The organism is Flavicella sp. IMCC45668 (assembly GCF_057219105.1).
On the sequence record NZ_CM170114.1, the window covers coordinates 2,314,515 to 2,329,994 of the forward strand.

The following is a 15,480-nucleotide window of genomic DNA, read 5'->3' on the forward strand; positions in this document are numbered from 1 at the left end:
TATTTTAATTATTTTGAAATTCTTGTGCCCATGTCAGTGCTCTAAACAATGGTTTTAAGACACTTTCAACTCCCGAATTATTTCCTGAGTTTTTGTATATATTCCATTCGTCCGCCCACATTTGAGGAGTTGTTTCACCGCCTTCTAATAGAATATCATTTACAAAATAATTCAACCTATCCGCATCAATAGGTTCTGGAAACATAATCTCAACCAATTCAGAAACCAACGTAGTAGGATTGAAAGGATCGCTTACAGAATTTTCTACAAAAGTGGTTACATAAAATGTTGTTTTGGTTTTCCCAGCATTCAATAATACATCAGCCATATTATAACGTGGAATTATTGTTGAAGAATTGAACCAAAATTTATCAAAATCTGGATTTTCATAATTAGGAGGAAATCCTGCCACTGATGGCGGGAAAAAAGGATTTTGACTTGCGGGTTCCAGAATTGACAAAACAATCTGCCAATAATAAAAATTTAGATAATGATGTTGTCCATGCGTAATTGGATCCGGAACAGGGTAATCCGTTATTGTTAACGTTTGCAAAACCAAGTCTAAGGGAGATTTTATTAATCCTCCTATAATTTCGTCCGTACTATTTACATCATCAAGATCATAAAAATGCTTACTCAACAACAATTGATCTATCACTTCCTGCAAATTATAATTCGCTCTAAACGTTACCGCTAAAGGCTCAATAATATCACTTTCTATTTCAGTAGTTATGGTTCTTGACACGAAAAAACGATATAATTTTCTACAAATAAATTTGGCCGTTTCATCTTTGCTTAATATCAAATCGATGAACTCTCTGAGCTCTGCCTCCATCCTAGCATCCTTTTGCTCATTGGTAGTTCCTGATTTATCCCAAGCTTCAATTACATAATTATCAAAACGATGACTGAATTCTTTTCTATCATAATCATGCTGCCATCTAGAAGGATACCCACAAGGAATATCACCAAATTCAGCGCCATTTGTTACTCGATATCTATCTTTATCCGGATCTTTTACAGTATTTACGTAATAATATTTCCAACCGGTTAAAACTCTTGCGGCCTCCTCAACATCACTTTCTGTATAATTTGTGTAATCTCCAACACCTGCTTGAGCCCCTTTCCCAATAGTAAACAATTCCAACAATTCACGAGCATAATTCTCATTTGGGTTGTCTACAGTATTTTGGTTGTTATTCAAATAATTCAACATCTGGGGATTCTTAGTCATCTGAAAAATAAATTCCCTCCAATCGCCTAAACAATGTCTCTCTAACAAATGTAAATAATCATAAAACGTACCATACTGGCCATTTAAATTCGCACTAGCGGCAGTAAAATCAGTATATAAAAAATAGGCCATTTTTGATCGATAGGAAGTATCTCTTTTCGCTTCATCCAACCACCATCCGACAACAAAATACCTAAGTTTTGAACCTCCACTCCCATTGTTTACATTCACAGCTCCATAGGTCGGATCATCATCAATCCAAGGAGATGGCTGTGTTAATTCTCCATCTACATAATGAATAGGTTGTGTTAAATTTTTATCAGGAATGATTGCTAGTTTCGCAATTGCCTGTGCAGGAGTATAAGCACTAAATTCATCTATTCTGTCTTTAGAAATATTGAATGTAGCCCTTCTTAGTAAATGTTTGGCTAATCTTTTACCAAGGGTACCTGTATAAGGGGTTAATGATGCCATTGTTTTATTTTTTGATTAAGTTTATATACACACTCTTCAGAACTTGGTTAATAGTCTCAAATAGTGATTCTTACAAATTTACAAAATTATTACAAAGTGTTATAACACAAATGTGATATTCACTATAACAAATAGTTTTTATCAGTTTATTTTTAAAAATTTATATTCTAAAAAAGTTCATTAATTTCGCAGTGTATTTTGAAATATACAAATGTCTAAATATGTCTATTTTCCCTAATCATCTTGAGAAAAAACTAAACGAAAGAATAAACAACAATTCGTTTCGTGTTCTTACAAACGACAAAAATAAAATTGATTTTTCTTCAAATGACTATTTGGGATTTTCTCAAAACATAGCAATCAGTAAAAAATCAAATGAGCTGTGTAATTCTCAAATCTTTAAAAATGGAAGTACCGGCTCTAGACTCGTTTCAGGTACACACGACATTCATCTAGAAACTGAAAACCTTATTGCTGATTTTCATAATGCTGAAAGTGGCTTGCTATTCAACTCTGGTTATGATGCTAATATTGGTTTGTTCTCTTGTATTGCACAAAAAGGAGATACCATAATTTTTGATGAATTAATTCATGCATCTATAAGAGATGGCATTCGATTAAGTAATGCTAAATCATTTAAGTTCAAGCATAACAACACAGAAGATCTCGAAAAAAAAATTAAAAAAGCTGAGGGAACCATTTATATAGCAATTGAAACCATCTATTCTATGGATGGTGATAGCGCACCTCTCCAATCAATTGTAAATTTATGCAACCAGTATCAATGCCTCTTAATTGTAGACGAAGCCCACTCTAATGGTGTTTTTGGAGAACAAGGAAAAGGAACTGTGCAACAACTAGGCTTGGAGCATCAAATTTTTGCAAGAGTTCATACTTTTGGAAAAGCTCTCGGTTGTCATGGAGCTATAATTCTTGGGAGTAATGAGTTAAGAAACTATTTGATAAATTTTTCTAGATCTTTTATTTATACAACCGCAGCAGCTGCTCATAGTATTGCAACCATACAGGCTGCGTATCTAGAATTACAAACCACACCCGAATTAAAAAAATTACAAGGCAATATCGCCTACTTCAAAAAAGGAGTTTCTGAAAAAAAATTAGACTCTAATTTTGTTGCAAGCAACAGTGCTATACATTGTTGTATTATTCCGGGCAATAACATTGTAAAAGCATTCGCACAAAAACTGCAAGAAAACGAATTTGATATTAAAGCCATTCTTTCACCTACTGTTTCAAAAGGTCAAGAAAGATTAAGAATCTGCATCCATAGCTATAATACACACCAAGAAATAGATGCATTATTAACAGCGTTAGCAACATTATAACATGAAAAAAATATTTGTCACTGGAATTTCAACAGAGGTAGGAAAAACTGTAGCCTCTGCAATTGTTACAGAAGCCTTAAAGGCAGATTATTGGAAACCAATACAAGCTGGTGAATTGGATTATTCTGACACACACAAAGTAAAAAACTTAATATCCAATACGACTTCTAAATTTTATAAAAACAGCTATGCCCTGGAAACTCCAATGAGTCCCCATGCCGCAGCTGCAATTGAAAATATCAATATCAAACTTAGCAACATCAACTGTCCGTCTACAGAGAACACCCTAGTAATTGAGGGTGCTGGTGGATTATTAGTCCCTTTAAATGACACTCATACTATCCTTGATATCATACAACCAGACTACAAAGTAATTTTGGTTTCTCGTCATTATTTAGGCAGCATCAATCATACATTACTGTCCGTAAAAATGCTACAAGAAAAAGGCTTTGAGGTTTCCATAATCTTTAGTGGTTCAGAAAACAAAGAAACAGAATCTATCATCTTAAAAATGACAGGAGCTAATGTTATTGGTAGGATTGATGAAGAACAAACTATTGATCAGGATACAACGCTTAAGTATGCAAATTTATTTAGAGAAAACCTCTTAAAGTTATAATTAAAAAACCTAAGCCTCACTTACATTATAGAATTGTACATTTGAATTTCCTATAGAAATAGCACTAAAATGAACTTACAAGAACGTGACCAAAAACATTTGTGGCATCCACTAACACAACACAAACTACACCCAAATCATTTGGCAATAGTAAAAGCCAAGGGTGCATTGCTTTATGATGAAGATGGCAATACTTATATCGATGGAATCGCCTCTTGGTATACTTGTATGTATGGTCATTGTAATGACTACATCATCAATAAAGTTACAACCCAATTAGGAACATTAGACCAGGTTGTTTTTAGCGGATTTACACATCCGCCTGCTGTTGAAATGTCAGAAAAACTAATGACTATTTTACCTAAAAATCAACAAAAAATATTTTTTTCAGACAATGGATCTACTTCTGTTGATGTCGCTATTAAAATGGCACTTCAATTTCATTTCAACCAAGGAGAAAAACGAAATAGAATCATTGCCCTAGAAGATGCTTTTCACGGAGACACTTTTGGATCAATGTCCGTATCCGGACTTTCTGTTTACAATGGTCCGTTTGAAGATTTCTTATTAACGATAGATCGTATTGAAGTACCCACACAAGAAAACTTCGATAACGTTAAAGAAAGTTTTACTCAATTGATTGCTACCGGTGAAATTGCTGCGTTTATCTTTGAGCCACTTGTACAAGGGGCAGCTGCCATGAAAATGTACCCTGCAGCATTATTAAGTGAATTGATTGCAATTGCACAGCAAAACAACGTTGTGTGTATTGCAGACGAAGTAATGACCGGATTTGGAAAAACTGGAAAATATTTTGCCTCAGACTATTTAGAAAACAAACCAGATGTTATGTGTTTGTCTAAATCACTTACGGGAGGAATTGTACCAATGGCGCTCACTACCTGTTCTCAAAAAGTGTATGATGCTTTTTATGATAGTGAGATTTCTAAAGGTTTTTTTCATGGACATACCTACTCTGCTAATCCGCTTGGATGTACCGCAATTTCAGCAGGAATTGATCTTCTTATTTCTAAAGAAATGAAAGAAAACAGTATTAGAATTCAGAAGAAACATGCTGCATTTAATGAAAGGATAAAGAATCACCCAAAAGTAAAAACTACAAGACAAACAGGAGTAATATTTGCCTTAGATTTGAATATTGAGATGCAACGTTATGGAAATCTAAGAGATCAACTTTTTAATTTTTTTATGAAAAATGGTGTTTGTTTGCGCCCTTTAGGAAACACAATCTATATTTTACCACCCTTTATTACTACAAATGAAGAATTAGAAAAAATTTATACGGTGATTGAAAGTGCACTAGAAACCTTCTAAATTAACCTATGTTAACACACAGGTTTTACTAAATTCTCTGCGCCAATTTTTCTTTTTAAAAAAACCTTTCTTAACTTAAATAAGCTATGGAAAGGAATTCTTATTCCTCTAATGAAAATTTCAAATTACTATCTTGAGATAGTAATTTGACACGTGCAACCACAAGGTTTTCACATAGCTTTTTAAATGACAACTAAAATAAATGCTATGAGAAAACAATTATCAATTTTACTGATTTTAACAACACAACTTATTTCTTTTGCCCAAGTGCAAAACAATTCTATTTCCGAACCCGGAGATATTGTTATTGTTGCTTATCATGATAATCCTGATGGATTTTCATTTTTACTTTTAGACGACTGCCCTAACAACACTACCATTAAATTTATCGATGAAGAATGGACAGGTAACTCTTTTGCATCAACAACTACGGAAGGGGAAGTAACCTGGGTAAACAGCACTGGAGAAATCATATCTCAAGGGACAGTCGTTCATATAGAAAATGCAAATGACAACAGTCCTGGTATACAGGCTTCCATTGGAACTGCTACAGAAAGCGATGGGGGCTTCTCTTTAGATTTAACCGATGATGAAATAATTGCAATCACTGGAACAAGATCTTCTTATGGAACATTCTTAAGTTACTTTGGTGATTCAGACTCACCCGGGAGTACTTTATCCGGAACAACACTAGTAGATGGCGAGAACGCTATCTATCAACCAACTGTTACTGAGGGATATTATAACGGTCCTGACACTTGCAGCAATTTAAGTATTTCAGATTGCGCCAAACAATTCACCAATATCTCCAACTGGAATTTCGGAAGCTACAGCTATCCTGAAGATGTTATTGGTACTATTCAAATTTCAGGGGTCTTAAAATCAGATTACACAAAGGATTCTATCAACTTCTCTATATACCCAAACCCTGTGCAAAATTATCTATCTATTAGAAGTAAAGGGATAATTTATGCAATTTCTATTTATGATATCATGGGGCAGTTGGTCTTTTCACAAACGACTAGTGAAACTGAAATAAGTATAAAACTATCACACTTGCCAAGAGGCTATTATATCTTAAAAACTGATACAGAACATAAAAATTTCATTTATAAATTTCAAAAAAAATAGTTTTTTTAAAATTGTTGAAAACTCCTTTTCGAAGGCTCATTTCGAAGGAAAAAAACATAATATTTTTACTATTTTTACTTTCTAATTATAAATTTCAGAAGCGAAGCAAATATGGCAAATGATACTAAAGAAAAAGATGCTAAATTAAAAGCATTACAAATGACCCTTGATAAGTTAGACAAAACTTATGGTAAGGGAGCTGTTATGAAAATGGGTGATGTTGCTCATGTAGATGTGGAATCTATATCTTCTGGATCTTTAGGATTGGATCTTGCTTTAGGAGTAGGTGGATACCCAAAAGGTAGAATTATTGAAATTTACGGACCAGAATCTTCTGGTAAAACAACACTTACAATCCATGCAATCGCAGAAGCCCAAAAAGCTGGAGGAATTGCTGCATTTATTGATGCAGAACATGCCTTTGATAGATATTATGCAGAAAACCTAGGTGTTGATATTGACAACTTAATTATCTCTCAACCTGACAATGGAGAACAAGCTTTAGAAATTGCTGAAAACCTGATCCGCTCTGGTGCAATTGACATCGTAGTGATTGACTCTGTTGCTGCATTGACTCCTAAAAGTGAAATTGAAGGAGAAATGGGAGATTCTAAAATGGGATTACATGCACGTTTGATGTCTCAAGCTTTGCGTAAATTAACAGGTACCATTTCTAAAACGAACTGTACTGTTATTTTTATCAACCAGTTACGTGAAAAAATTGGTGTTATGTTCGGAAACCCAGAAACAACAACTGGTGGTAATGCCTTAAAATTTTATGCATCGGTACGTTTAGATATCCGTAGAAGGACTCAAATTAAAGATGGAGACCAAGTAATTGGAAACAGTACTAAAGTAAAAGTGGTGAAAAATAAAGTTGCCCCTCCTTTCCAACAAGCAGAATTTGATATTATGTACGGAAAAGGGGTATCTAAAGTTGGTGAGATTTTAGATATCGGGGTAAATTATGGAATTATCAAAAAGAGTGGTTCTTGGTTTAGCTATGGAGATACAAAATTAGGACAGGGTCGTGATGCAGTTAAAAACTTAATCAAAGACAACCCAGAATTAGCAGAAGAATTGGAAGCAAAAATCAAAGAAGCAATCGAAAATCAAGAATAGATTTTAATCGCTTTAACGATAAAAGAAAAAGAGGAAATACAATTGTGTTTCCTCTTTTTTTTATGTTTAAAAACATATTTTTAATTTAACCTTTGAAACTATTTATATAATATATTTGTTAAAAACAATTGAATATATCTCATGGAAAAAAAAATAATTGGAAGTGAGGAATGGTGCGTATTACCAAACCTTCAAATACCGGCAATAAAAGCTAGAATTGACTCTGGAGCCAAAACCTCGTCTATACATGCACTTAATATAGTTCCCTTTAAAAAGAGAGGAGAAAAATGGGTGCGTTATGAAGTATTTCCTTTGCAATCTAACCCAAGTGTAAGCATCCATTGTGAATCAAAAATATCTGGTACAAGATATGTTAAAAGCTCAACAGGAGTTAGTGAAAAGAGATACGTTATCCTTACAGATCTTATCATCGGTGAAGATCAATATGAAATTGAAATTACATTGGCCAATAGAGATTCTATGGGCTTTAGAATGTTATTAGGTAGAGAAGCAATGATTGATCGATTAATTATTGATCCTTCTCAAGAAGATTGTCTTACAACCTTTACACCAGAACAAATAGACTCTTATTATAAAAGAAGTAAGACTACAGAAAATGGACTAAAAATTGGGGTTCTTGCAAGTAACCCTGAATTATATAGTAACAAAAGAATTATGGAAGCGGGTGAGCAAGAAGGACATCAAATGTTCTTTTTAAATGCTCAGCAATGTTATATGAAAATGGATGCTGACAATCCAGAAATTCATTATCGTGGTGGAAACGTTTTGGATAGTTTTGATGCCATTATCCCTAGAATAAAACCAAGTATGACTTTTTATGGTTGTGCCTTGATCCGTCAATTTGATTCTATAGGAACGTTCATCCAAAATGGAGCCTCTGCAATTGCAGAATCAAGAGATAAATTATTCTCTTCTCAATTATTCTCTAAACATGGAATTCATATTCCAACAACTGGATTTGCCAATTCTCCTTTAGAAACAAAGGAATTAATTGAAATGGTAAATGGAGCTCCATTAATTATAAAATTACTAGAAAGCACACAGGGTAAAGGGGTTGTATTGGCAGAAACTAACAAAGCAGCAGAAAGTGTAATAAACGCCTTTAAAAGTCTTAAAACAAACATATTAGTACAAGAATTCATCAAAGAAGCAGACGGAAGAGATTTACGATGTTTCGTAATAGATGGTAAAGTTGTTGCCTCCATAGAACGTGTTGCAGTAAAAGGAGAGTTTAGAGCAAACATTCATCAAGGTGGCACTGCAAGAATTGTAAAAATCTCTCAAGAAGAAAAGAAACTTGCCATTAAAGCGGCAAAAGTTTTAGGTCTTGATGTAGCTGGTGTAGATTTAATTCGTTCTAACAAAGGTCCATTATTATTAGAAGTAAATTCTTCTCCAGGACTTGAAGGAATAGAAAAAGCAACAGGAAAAGATATTGCAAAAATGATGATTTCTGCTATCGAAAGAAAACTAAAATTCAAAAAATAACAGCTTTGCTAGAATTAAAAAACGTATCATTCGCCTATGATAAAACAGAGGTTGTGAAAAACATATCTTTCTCAGCTAAACCAGGAGAATACCTGGCTATTATAGGTGAAAGTGGATGCGGAAAAAGTACCCTGTTAGAAATCATTTATGGATTGCTTCATATTGATAAAGGAACTGTTTCTTACAATAATGAAAAATTATTGGGCCCGAATTATTATTTAGTTCCAGGAGAGCCTTTTATGAAATATCTATCGCAGGATTTTGACTTGATGCCATTTACCTCAGCAGCAGAAAACATTGGGAAATTTTTACCGAACAGATTTCCTAAAGAAAAAAAAGCAAGAACTGCGGAACTATTGGAAGTGGTGGATATGGTTGATTTTGCACATGTAAAAGTAAAAAACTTAAGTGGCGGCCAAAAACAAAGAGTTGCCCTGGCAAGAGTTTTAGCAAAAGAACCTGAGGTATTATTACTAGACGAGCCCTTTAGTCACATCGACAATTTTAGAAAAAACAACTTGCGAAGAAAATTATTCAACTATTTAGGTAAAAAGAATATTACCTGTATTGTAGCAACGCACGATAGTACTGATGCGCTTTCTTTTGCTGACAGCATACTTGTCATGAAAGAAGGACAATTAGTGGCAGAAAACACCCCAAACAACCTATACAGCAATCCTCCCTCTAAATATGTAGCTTCTTTCTTTGGTGATGTAAACGAAATAGCACTTAACAAAATAACCGAATCCAACTCAAACAAAACCATTTTACTCTATCCTCAAGATATCGAGATAGATGCCAACTCCGAGCATAAAGCCATCATAAAACAAACCTATTTTATGGAAGGAAATTATTTAATTGAGGTTGTGTTCAAAGATCAAACACTTTTTATTCAGCATAATACTCCGTTAGAACTAAATAAAACGGTTGGGATTAAATTTTCTGAGAATTGTCTCAAATTAAGAAACAGTTAATCACTCTGTTTGGCATCAAAATAATGCTTGTAAATATATTCACCAATAAAACAAACACTAATAATAGAAAGAGCCACCACAACACTCAGAAAATTACTTTTTAATTGTTGTAGCACTAACACTACAAGGGCAACCAAACACAAAATAAATCCACTGAAAGAAATCCATTTATTTCCATTAATTTTTTCAGACAGTTTATAAGCTACAAAATTCACAATACCAAAAATCAGTAAAAACCCAATACTTCCGGCAGTAGATATACTTTCTAACTCTAATGCAATGGTCACTAAAACCGTAATAACGGCAGTAACAAGTAAACCAATAGGTTGATTCCACAATTTGCTCGTCAGTTCATGAGGCAATTCATCATCCTCAGCAATTTCATAACTCACCCTACTTCCCCCATACAAAGAAGCATTAATGGCAGAAAATGTTGAAATCAAAGCTGCAATAGTAATAATGGTAAACCCAACCTGACCTAACATGGGTTTAGCTGCTTCTGCGAGCACATAATCCTCTGCTGTAGCAATTTCACTAAAAGGCAGTGAGCCAACAGTTACCGCAGCAATAATCACATACAAAAGAATTACAAAAATTACGGAATACTTATAGGCTTTGGGTATATTCTTTTTTGGATTTTCAATATCAGGCGCTGCATTAGCAATCAATTCAAATCCTTCATAAGCCACAAAAATCACCATTCCACCAGCTAATATTTTCACAGAACTCACCCAATTATCTACCCCAAGCTGACTTAAATTAGGATTACCGATTAAACCATATGCTCCAATACCAATAAAAGAAATTAAAATAATTAGTTTTATTACTACAGCATACGACTCAATTTTACCCACAACCGAGATACTATAATAATTGATACCAGTTGCCAAAACAATAATTCCTGTAGTATACAGATGTGAATCCATGGCTAGGTTTCCTGTAATAGACATCAGATTTGGTGCATAAGAACCAAAAGCCGAAGCATATAGCGCAAGCATTATAATATAACTAACCCATAGTAAATTATTAATAGCACCACTAAAAACAGATGTACCAAAGCCTTCATTGATAAACCGAACAGTTCCTCCTTTATCAGGAAATTTCATAGAAAGTTTAGCATAAGCATAAGACGTAACCAAAGCTAATATTCCAGCAACTAAAAATGAAATATAGGTTGCACCTTTAGCTATAGAAACCGCTAAACCAAGAACAGCAAAAATACCTCCACCAACCATTCCACCAATACCGATAGAAATAGCTTCTTTTAAACTAATATTATTTTTCATGCATCCCTTTTCAAACAAATATAATTATTTGTTTAGTAAGAATACAGCACTTAATAATTTAGTATTTAAGTCTAAACTTAATATAAGTAATTGCTTTTTTTACTTCTAAATACTGCTTTTCGTAGAATGTTTGCGTATTTAAAACATCTTCAGGCGCATGTGGGTTGGTATATATGTCATGATGCGCATATAACACTTCTTGACCTTGACCATGTAATAAACCTAAAGTATAACCATGCATAAACTCACTATCCGTTTTTAAATGCATGATTCCATCTTCATTTAGAATATGATGGTATTTTTTTAAGAACTCTGCATTTGTCAAACGATGCTTTGTTCTTTTATATTTAATTTGTGGATCTGGAAAAGTAATCCAAATCTCACTCACTTCATTTTCCGCAAAGCAAAAATCTACCAACTCAATTTGAGTACGAATAAAGGCAACGTTTGGCAAATCTTCTTCCAAAGCAGTTTTAGCACCTCTCCAAAATCGAGCCCCCTTTATATCTATTCCGATATAATTGATGTTCGGATTTTTTTCTGCTAAAGCGATTGTGTATTCACCCTTACCACATCCTAATTCTAGAATGATAGGATTGTCGTTTTTAAAGAACTCATTCCATTTTCCTTTATGTGGAAAATTAGTAGTTACCTCATCACGAGTTGGCTGAATAACGTTAGAAAAAGTTTCGTTTTCGTTGAAACGTTTTAATTTGTTTTTACTTCCCAAAAGAAAACTCTATTTAGGTAAATCTTCTGTACCTTCTTTCTTAAATCTGATCGATTCTTTCATCCAATATGCTAATAACACAAAAAAGACTCCGATAAAAAGAAAATTGATAATATTAGATGTCCACCAGTTTTTATCGCTTCTAATTAAATCAAAAGGAATAAAAAGACCTTCTGTGAACAATTCTCCGATGATTCTAAATATATTGTTTGCTATCATAACTTAAATTATCTTTACGCTGCAAAAATATAAAAACTAAACATGCTAGCCAATTTTTTTGACAAAACTAAACCCATTAATAGTATTGTCCTTTCAGTTTTGTTTTTTCTCCTTTTTACAACACATTTTTTTTTAAGAAAAGAAGCTCCAACAGACTATAATCATTGGAGTTTAGCACTTTTTTCTCTGCTGTTAAACATTGCATTTATCTTTTTAAACTCTTATTATTTTATAAAAAATAAAGTTTCAAATGAAAATTTACATAATACATTTGCTTTGATCCTGCTTTATGGCTTGTTTCCGAGTGCTTTTTTAGAAATTAAATTTTTAATTGTTTCCTTGTTATACCTTTTAATTTATAAAAATATTGCGCAACTAAAATCCAAAGAAAAAAAACAATCTACTTTATTTGATACTGGAATTTATGCCGGAATTTCGTTTCTGATTTTTTCTGGAGCTGTAGTATTTCTACCTTTTATTTTTTTAGGAATTATTTTGTCTAAAAAAATAAAATTAAAAAATATTTTAAGTCCAATTCTTGGTTTTACAGCCACATTAATTCTTTTTTTTAGTTATTGCTTTTTCACAAATAACCTAGCATTCTTTTTTGAGAAAACAGCTTTTAACTCCATCTTGAATTATAATTTTGATTTTCAAGATTATCTAGCTACTCCCCTAATTATTCTTGTAGTAGTAACAGCAATAAGCATTCTTGCCTCCCTAACTCAAGTTCTTTCCATAAATAGCCCTTATCGGTTTCAATATGGGCTTGCCATTTCAATGTTGTTTTTTGGAACTCTCGCTATGTGTTCAAGCGGTTTAGAAAATAGAGCCGCAGTATTGCTAATTTTTACACCCTCAAGTATTCTTATCGGAAGATTCATAAAAAGCTTTTCAGGAAACACTATCAAAGATTTATTTCTAACAGGCTTTAGTATTTGTTCCTTATACTTCTTAATAAAAAACTCATAAAAAAAGCCCTAAGAAAATTCTTAGGACTTTAGATATACTTTTTATTTAATTACAGTTGCGTAGCTTTTATTCCAATTTCAGCTTTCATATTCATATCCATTGTATTTCCTTGAGCCTCCATTTGCATATCCATATCCATAACAATATTCGACTTTAGAGTTTCACCTGTTTTTCTATCTAAGGTAACGTCTCCTGAAATATTTGCGGTTAGCATTTTTACTGTTTGACTCTCACTTTCTAACATTTTTCCTGAAAGCGTTAACAACAATCTATCTTTTTCAATTCCTACTAAGGTATAGGTATACTCTAAATTTCCCACCTGATTCATAGTAGTTGACATGGTCCAACTCTCTCCAATTTTAACTTTATTCTCTGGAAATTGAATAAATTGATTGGACATTTGTTCCTTCAATTCATTAGCTTTTGAAGCTGGTATTTGCGGAAATATTTTTTCAATTTCTATAGGTTCTGAAAAACTTCCTTGAGAATTTATTTTCATAGGAACTGGTTTATTTAAAACCCCTTTAAAACTTTCCGCTATCTTTAATGCAAAAGGATCTGTTTCCTCTTTATTATCTGAATTGTAAGAACCAGACATCATCGGGTTATTAATGTCCATTGTTATTTTTTCAAAAACCATATCAATAGCATTCACATCTTTTTTTCTAGACTTCGTATGATAAGACATATCAAATCCCATCGTCATTTTTGTTACGATATTTTGATCTCCTGCTTTGATGGTAATATTCATATCGGCATCCATATTATTCATTAAGGTACTTCCAACCTTAGGTTGATAACGAATAAGCACTGATTTCTGTGCAAAAGTGATGGTACTAATAAATAAAGCTAGGAATAAAAATTTATAATTTCTCATATTTGGTTTTTCCCCAAATGTAATAATTAATCTCATTAAAATTTCATGAAATAAAAAAAGCCTTTGAGTAATTCTCAAAGGCTTTTAAATTATAGATCCATTTAGGTTACTTTATTTTTTGCAACCACTCAGACATATTTACTTCTTTATTGATAATTGATTTTAATTCTGAAATCAATACTCTTTTTTGTTCCATTGTATCTCTATGACGGATTGTTACAGATTTATCATTCAATGAATCGTGATCTACAGTAATACAAAATGGTGTACCAGCTGCATCCTGTCTTCTATAACGTTTACCTACAGCATCTTTTTCATCATAAATAACATTGAAATCAAATTTCAAATCATTCACAATTTCTTTTGCTACTTCTGGCAATCCATCTTTTTTAACTAATGGGAAAATAGCCGCTTTTGTTGGCGCTAATACCGCTGGTAACTTCAATACGGTACGTGAAGTTCCATTTTCCAACGCTTCCTCTTGCAAAGAGTTAGAGAAAATCGAAAGGAACAAACGATCTAACCCTACAGAAGTTTCAACCACGTATGGTACATAACTCTCCCCTAATTCAGGATCAAAATATTGTAATTTCTTCCCAGAGTGCTCCTCATGAGCTTTTAAGTCAAAATCTGTTCTTGAGTGAATTCCCTCTAATTCTTTAAAACCAAACGGGAACCTAAACTCTATATCTGCAGCTGCATCTGCATAATGAGCTAACTTATCATGATCGTGAAATCGGTAATTTTCTTCACCTAAACCTAAAGATAAATGCCAATTCAATCGTGTTTGTTTCCATGTGTCATACCATTCTTTTTGTGTACCAGGGCGCACAAAAAACTGCATTTCCATTTGTTCAAATTCACGCATTCTAAAGATAAACTGACGTGCTACAATCTCATTTCGAAACGCTTTTCCTGTTTGCGCTATTCCAAAAGGAATCTTCATTCTTCCGGTTTTTTGCACATTCAAAAAATTCACAAAAATACCTTGAGCTGTTTCAGGACGTAAATACAAATCCATTGCGGAATCTGCTGAAGCCCCTAATTTTGTACCAAACATTAGGTTGAATTGCTTTACCTCTGTCCAGTTCTTAGAACCTGATAAAGGACAACCAATACCTAACTCTTCGATCAAAGCTTTGACATCTGCCAAATCCTCTTTTTCTAAAGATTGCCCCATTCTTTTAAGAATAGCATCACCTTTTTCTTTGTAACCTAAAACACGTCCATTAGTTGCTAGAAATTCTTCTTTATTAAAAGCATCTCCAAAACGTTTTGCAGCTTTAGCGACTTCTTTTTCAATTTTAGCATCCAATTTACCTACATAGTCTTCTATCAAAACATCTGCACGGTAACGTTTTTTGGAATCTTTATTATCAATTAATGGATCGTTAAATGCGTCAACATGTCCTGAAGCTTTCCAGGTTGTTGGGTGCATAAAAATTGCTGAATCTAAACCAACAATATTATCATGCATTTGCACCATAGATTTCCACCAGTACTCTCTAATATTTTTCTTTAATTCAATACCGTTTTGAGCATAATCATATACTGCACTCAAACCGTCATAAATTTCACTAGACTGAAATACATATCCGTATTCTTTTGCATGTGAAACTACTTTTTTAAATTGATCTTCTTGCTTTGCCATG

14 protein-coding genes are annotated in these 15,480 nt (G+C 33.1%); 8 read left to right on the top strand and 6 right to left on the bottom strand.

Annotated elements, in window-relative coordinates:
- Window positions 1-4: 4 nt before the first annotated feature.
- Complete coding sequence (locus AC2DZ0_RS09565; RefSeq protein WP_484641496.1) at window positions 5-1,708, bottom strand: DUF1800 domain-containing protein; 1,704 nt, start codon at window positions 1,706-1,708, stop codon at window positions 5-7.
- Window positions 1,709-1,929: 221 nt separating this feature from the next.
- Between AC2DZ0_RS09565 and AC2DZ0_RS09570 the strand changes: the two genes are divergently transcribed.
- The 7 genes from AC2DZ0_RS09570 (at window position 1,930) to AC2DZ0_RS09600 (ending at window position 9,744) form a co-directional block, all read left to right on the top strand.
- On the top strand, window positions 1,930-3,054 hold the full coding sequence (locus AC2DZ0_RS09570; RefSeq protein ID WP_484641497.1) for an aminotransferase class I/II-fold pyridoxal phosphate-dependent enzyme: 1,125 nt from the start codon (window positions 1,930-1,932) through the stop codon (window positions 3,052-3,054).
- A gap of 1 nt (window position 3,055) precedes the next feature.
- The gene (bioD, locus tag AC2DZ0_RS09575; RefSeq protein WP_484641498.1) at window positions 3,056-3,673 is read left to right on the top strand and encodes a dethiobiotin synthase; all 618 of its coding nucleotides are present in this window, start codon (window positions 3,056-3,058) and stop codon (window positions 3,671-3,673) included.
- A 69-nt stretch (window positions 3,674-3,742) separates the two neighbouring features.
- A complete protein-coding gene (gene bioA, locus AC2DZ0_RS09580; RefSeq protein WP_484641500.1) occupies window positions 3,743-5,008 on the top strand; it encodes an adenosylmethionine--8-amino-7-oxononanoate transaminase in 1,266 nt (421 codons plus the stop codon).
- 207 nt (window positions 5,009-5,215) lie between these two features.
- Entirely contained in the window at window positions 5,216-6,139 is a 924-nt protein-coding gene (locus AC2DZ0_RS09585) for a T9SS type A sorting domain-containing protein (RefSeq protein ID WP_484641501.1), read from the top strand.
- A 111-nt stretch (window positions 6,140-6,250) separates the two neighbouring features.
- Window positions 6,251-7,261 carry a recombinase RecA gene (recA, locus tag AC2DZ0_RS09590; protein WP_300323799.1) on the top strand — a complete coding sequence of 337 codons (1,011 nt, stop codon included), beginning with the start codon at window positions 6,251-6,253 and terminating at the stop codon, window positions 7,259-7,261.
- 141 nt (window positions 7,262-7,402) lie between these two features.
- Entirely contained in the window at window positions 7,403-8,770 is a 1,368-nt protein-coding gene (gene rimK / locus AC2DZ0_RS09595) for a 30S ribosomal protein S6--L-glutamate ligase (RefSeq protein ID WP_484641502.1), read from the top strand.
- A gap of 5 nt (window positions 8,771-8,775) precedes the next feature.
- On the top strand, window positions 8,776-9,744 hold the full coding sequence (locus tag AC2DZ0_RS09600) for an ABC transporter ATP-binding protein (RefSeq protein ID WP_484641504.1): 969 nt from the start codon (window positions 8,776-8,778) through the stop codon (window positions 9,742-9,744).
- Here AC2DZ0_RS09600 and AC2DZ0_RS09605 read toward each other — a convergent pair.
- The 3 genes from AC2DZ0_RS09605 to AC2DZ0_RS09615 are packed head-to-tail and all read right to left on the bottom strand — an operon-like array spanning window position 9,741 to window position 11,979.
- A complete protein-coding gene (locus AC2DZ0_RS09605; RefSeq protein ID WP_484641505.1) occupies window positions 9,741-11,030 on the bottom strand; it encodes an APC family permease in 1,290 nt (429 codons plus the stop codon). The genes AC2DZ0_RS09600 and AC2DZ0_RS09605 overlap by 4 nt on opposite strands.
- Window positions 11,031-11,088: 58 nt before the next feature.
- Entirely contained in the window at window positions 11,089-11,760 is a 672-nt protein-coding gene (gene trmB, locus AC2DZ0_RS09610) for a tRNA (guanosine(46)-N7)-methyltransferase TrmB (RefSeq protein WP_484641507.1), read from the bottom strand.
- Window positions 11,761-11,769: 9 nt separating this feature from the next.
- Entirely contained in the window at window positions 11,770-11,979 is a 210-nt protein-coding gene (locus AC2DZ0_RS09615; RefSeq protein ID WP_484489839.1) for a DUF6341 family protein, read from the bottom strand.
- 42 nt (window positions 11,980-12,021) lie between these two features.
- Between AC2DZ0_RS09615 and AC2DZ0_RS09620 the strand changes: the two genes are divergently transcribed.
- Window positions 12,022-12,951, top strand: a complete 930-nt coding sequence (locus tag AC2DZ0_RS09620) for a DUF6427 family protein (RefSeq protein WP_484641508.1) — start codon at window positions 12,022-12,024, stop codon at window positions 12,949-12,951.
- A 49-nt stretch (window positions 12,952-13,000) separates the two neighbouring features.
- On the opposite strand, the gene AC2DZ0_RS09625 is transcribed toward AC2DZ0_RS09620, so the two are convergent.
- Both AC2DZ0_RS09625 and AC2DZ0_RS09630 read right to left on the bottom strand, forming a co-directional pair.
- Window positions 13,001-13,828 carry a DUF6263 family protein gene (locus tag AC2DZ0_RS09625; RefSeq protein ID WP_484641510.1) on the bottom strand — a complete coding sequence of 276 codons (828 nt, stop codon included), beginning with the start codon at window positions 13,826-13,828 and terminating at the stop codon, window positions 13,001-13,003.
- A 106-nt stretch (window positions 13,829-13,934) separates the two neighbouring features.
- Complete coding sequence (locus AC2DZ0_RS09630; RefSeq protein WP_484489842.1) at window positions 13,935-15,479, bottom strand: glycine--tRNA ligase; 1,545 nt, start codon at window positions 15,477-15,479, stop codon at window positions 13,935-13,937.
- Between the last annotated feature and the right edge of the window lies 1 nt (window position 15,480).

Excerpts from the sequence above, each read along its gene's own strand:
- AC2DZ0_RS09565 (WP_484641496.1), bottom strand. The coding sequence starts at position 1,708 with ATGGCATCATTAACCCCTTATACAGGTACCCTTGGTAAAAGATTAGCC.
- AC2DZ0_RS09570 (WP_484641497.1), top strand. The coding sequence starts at position 1,930 with ATGTCTATTTTCCCTAATCATCTTGAGAAAAAACTAAACGAAAGAATA.
- bioD (WP_484641498.1), top strand. The coding sequence starts at position 3,056 with ATGAAAAAAATATTTGTCACTGGAATTTCAACAGAGGTAGGAAAAACT.
- bioA (WP_484641500.1), top strand. The coding sequence starts at position 3,743 with ATGAACTTACAAGAACGTGACCAAAAACATTTGTGGCATCCACTAACA.
- AC2DZ0_RS09585 (WP_484641501.1), top strand. The coding sequence starts at position 5,216 with ATGAGAAAACAATTATCAATTTTACTGATTTTAACAACACAACTTATT.
- recA (WP_300323799.1), top strand. The coding sequence starts at position 6,251 with ATGGCAAATGATACTAAAGAAAAAGATGCTAAATTAAAAGCATTACAA.
- rimK (WP_484641502.1), top strand. The coding sequence starts at position 7,403 with ATGGAAAAAAAAATAATTGGAAGTGAGGAATGGTGCGTATTACCAAAC.
- AC2DZ0_RS09605 (WP_484641505.1), bottom strand. The coding sequence starts at position 11,030 with ATGAAAAATAATATTAGTTTAAAAGAAGCTATTTCTATCGGTATTGGT.
- AC2DZ0_RS09615 (WP_484489839.1), bottom strand. The coding sequence starts at position 11,979 with ATGATAGCAAACAATATATTTAGAATCATCGGAGAATTGTTCACAGAA.
- AC2DZ0_RS09620 (WP_484641508.1), top strand. The coding sequence starts at position 12,022 with ATGCTAGCCAATTTTTTTGACAAAACTAAACCCATTAATAGTATTGTC.
- AC2DZ0_RS09625 (WP_484641510.1), bottom strand. The coding sequence starts at position 13,828 with ATGAGAAATTATAAATTTTTATTCCTAGCTTTATTTATTAGTACCATC.
- AC2DZ0_RS09630 (WP_484489842.1), bottom strand. The coding sequence starts at position 15,479 with ATGGCAAAGCAAGAAGATCAATTTAAAAAAGTAGTTTCACATGCAAAA.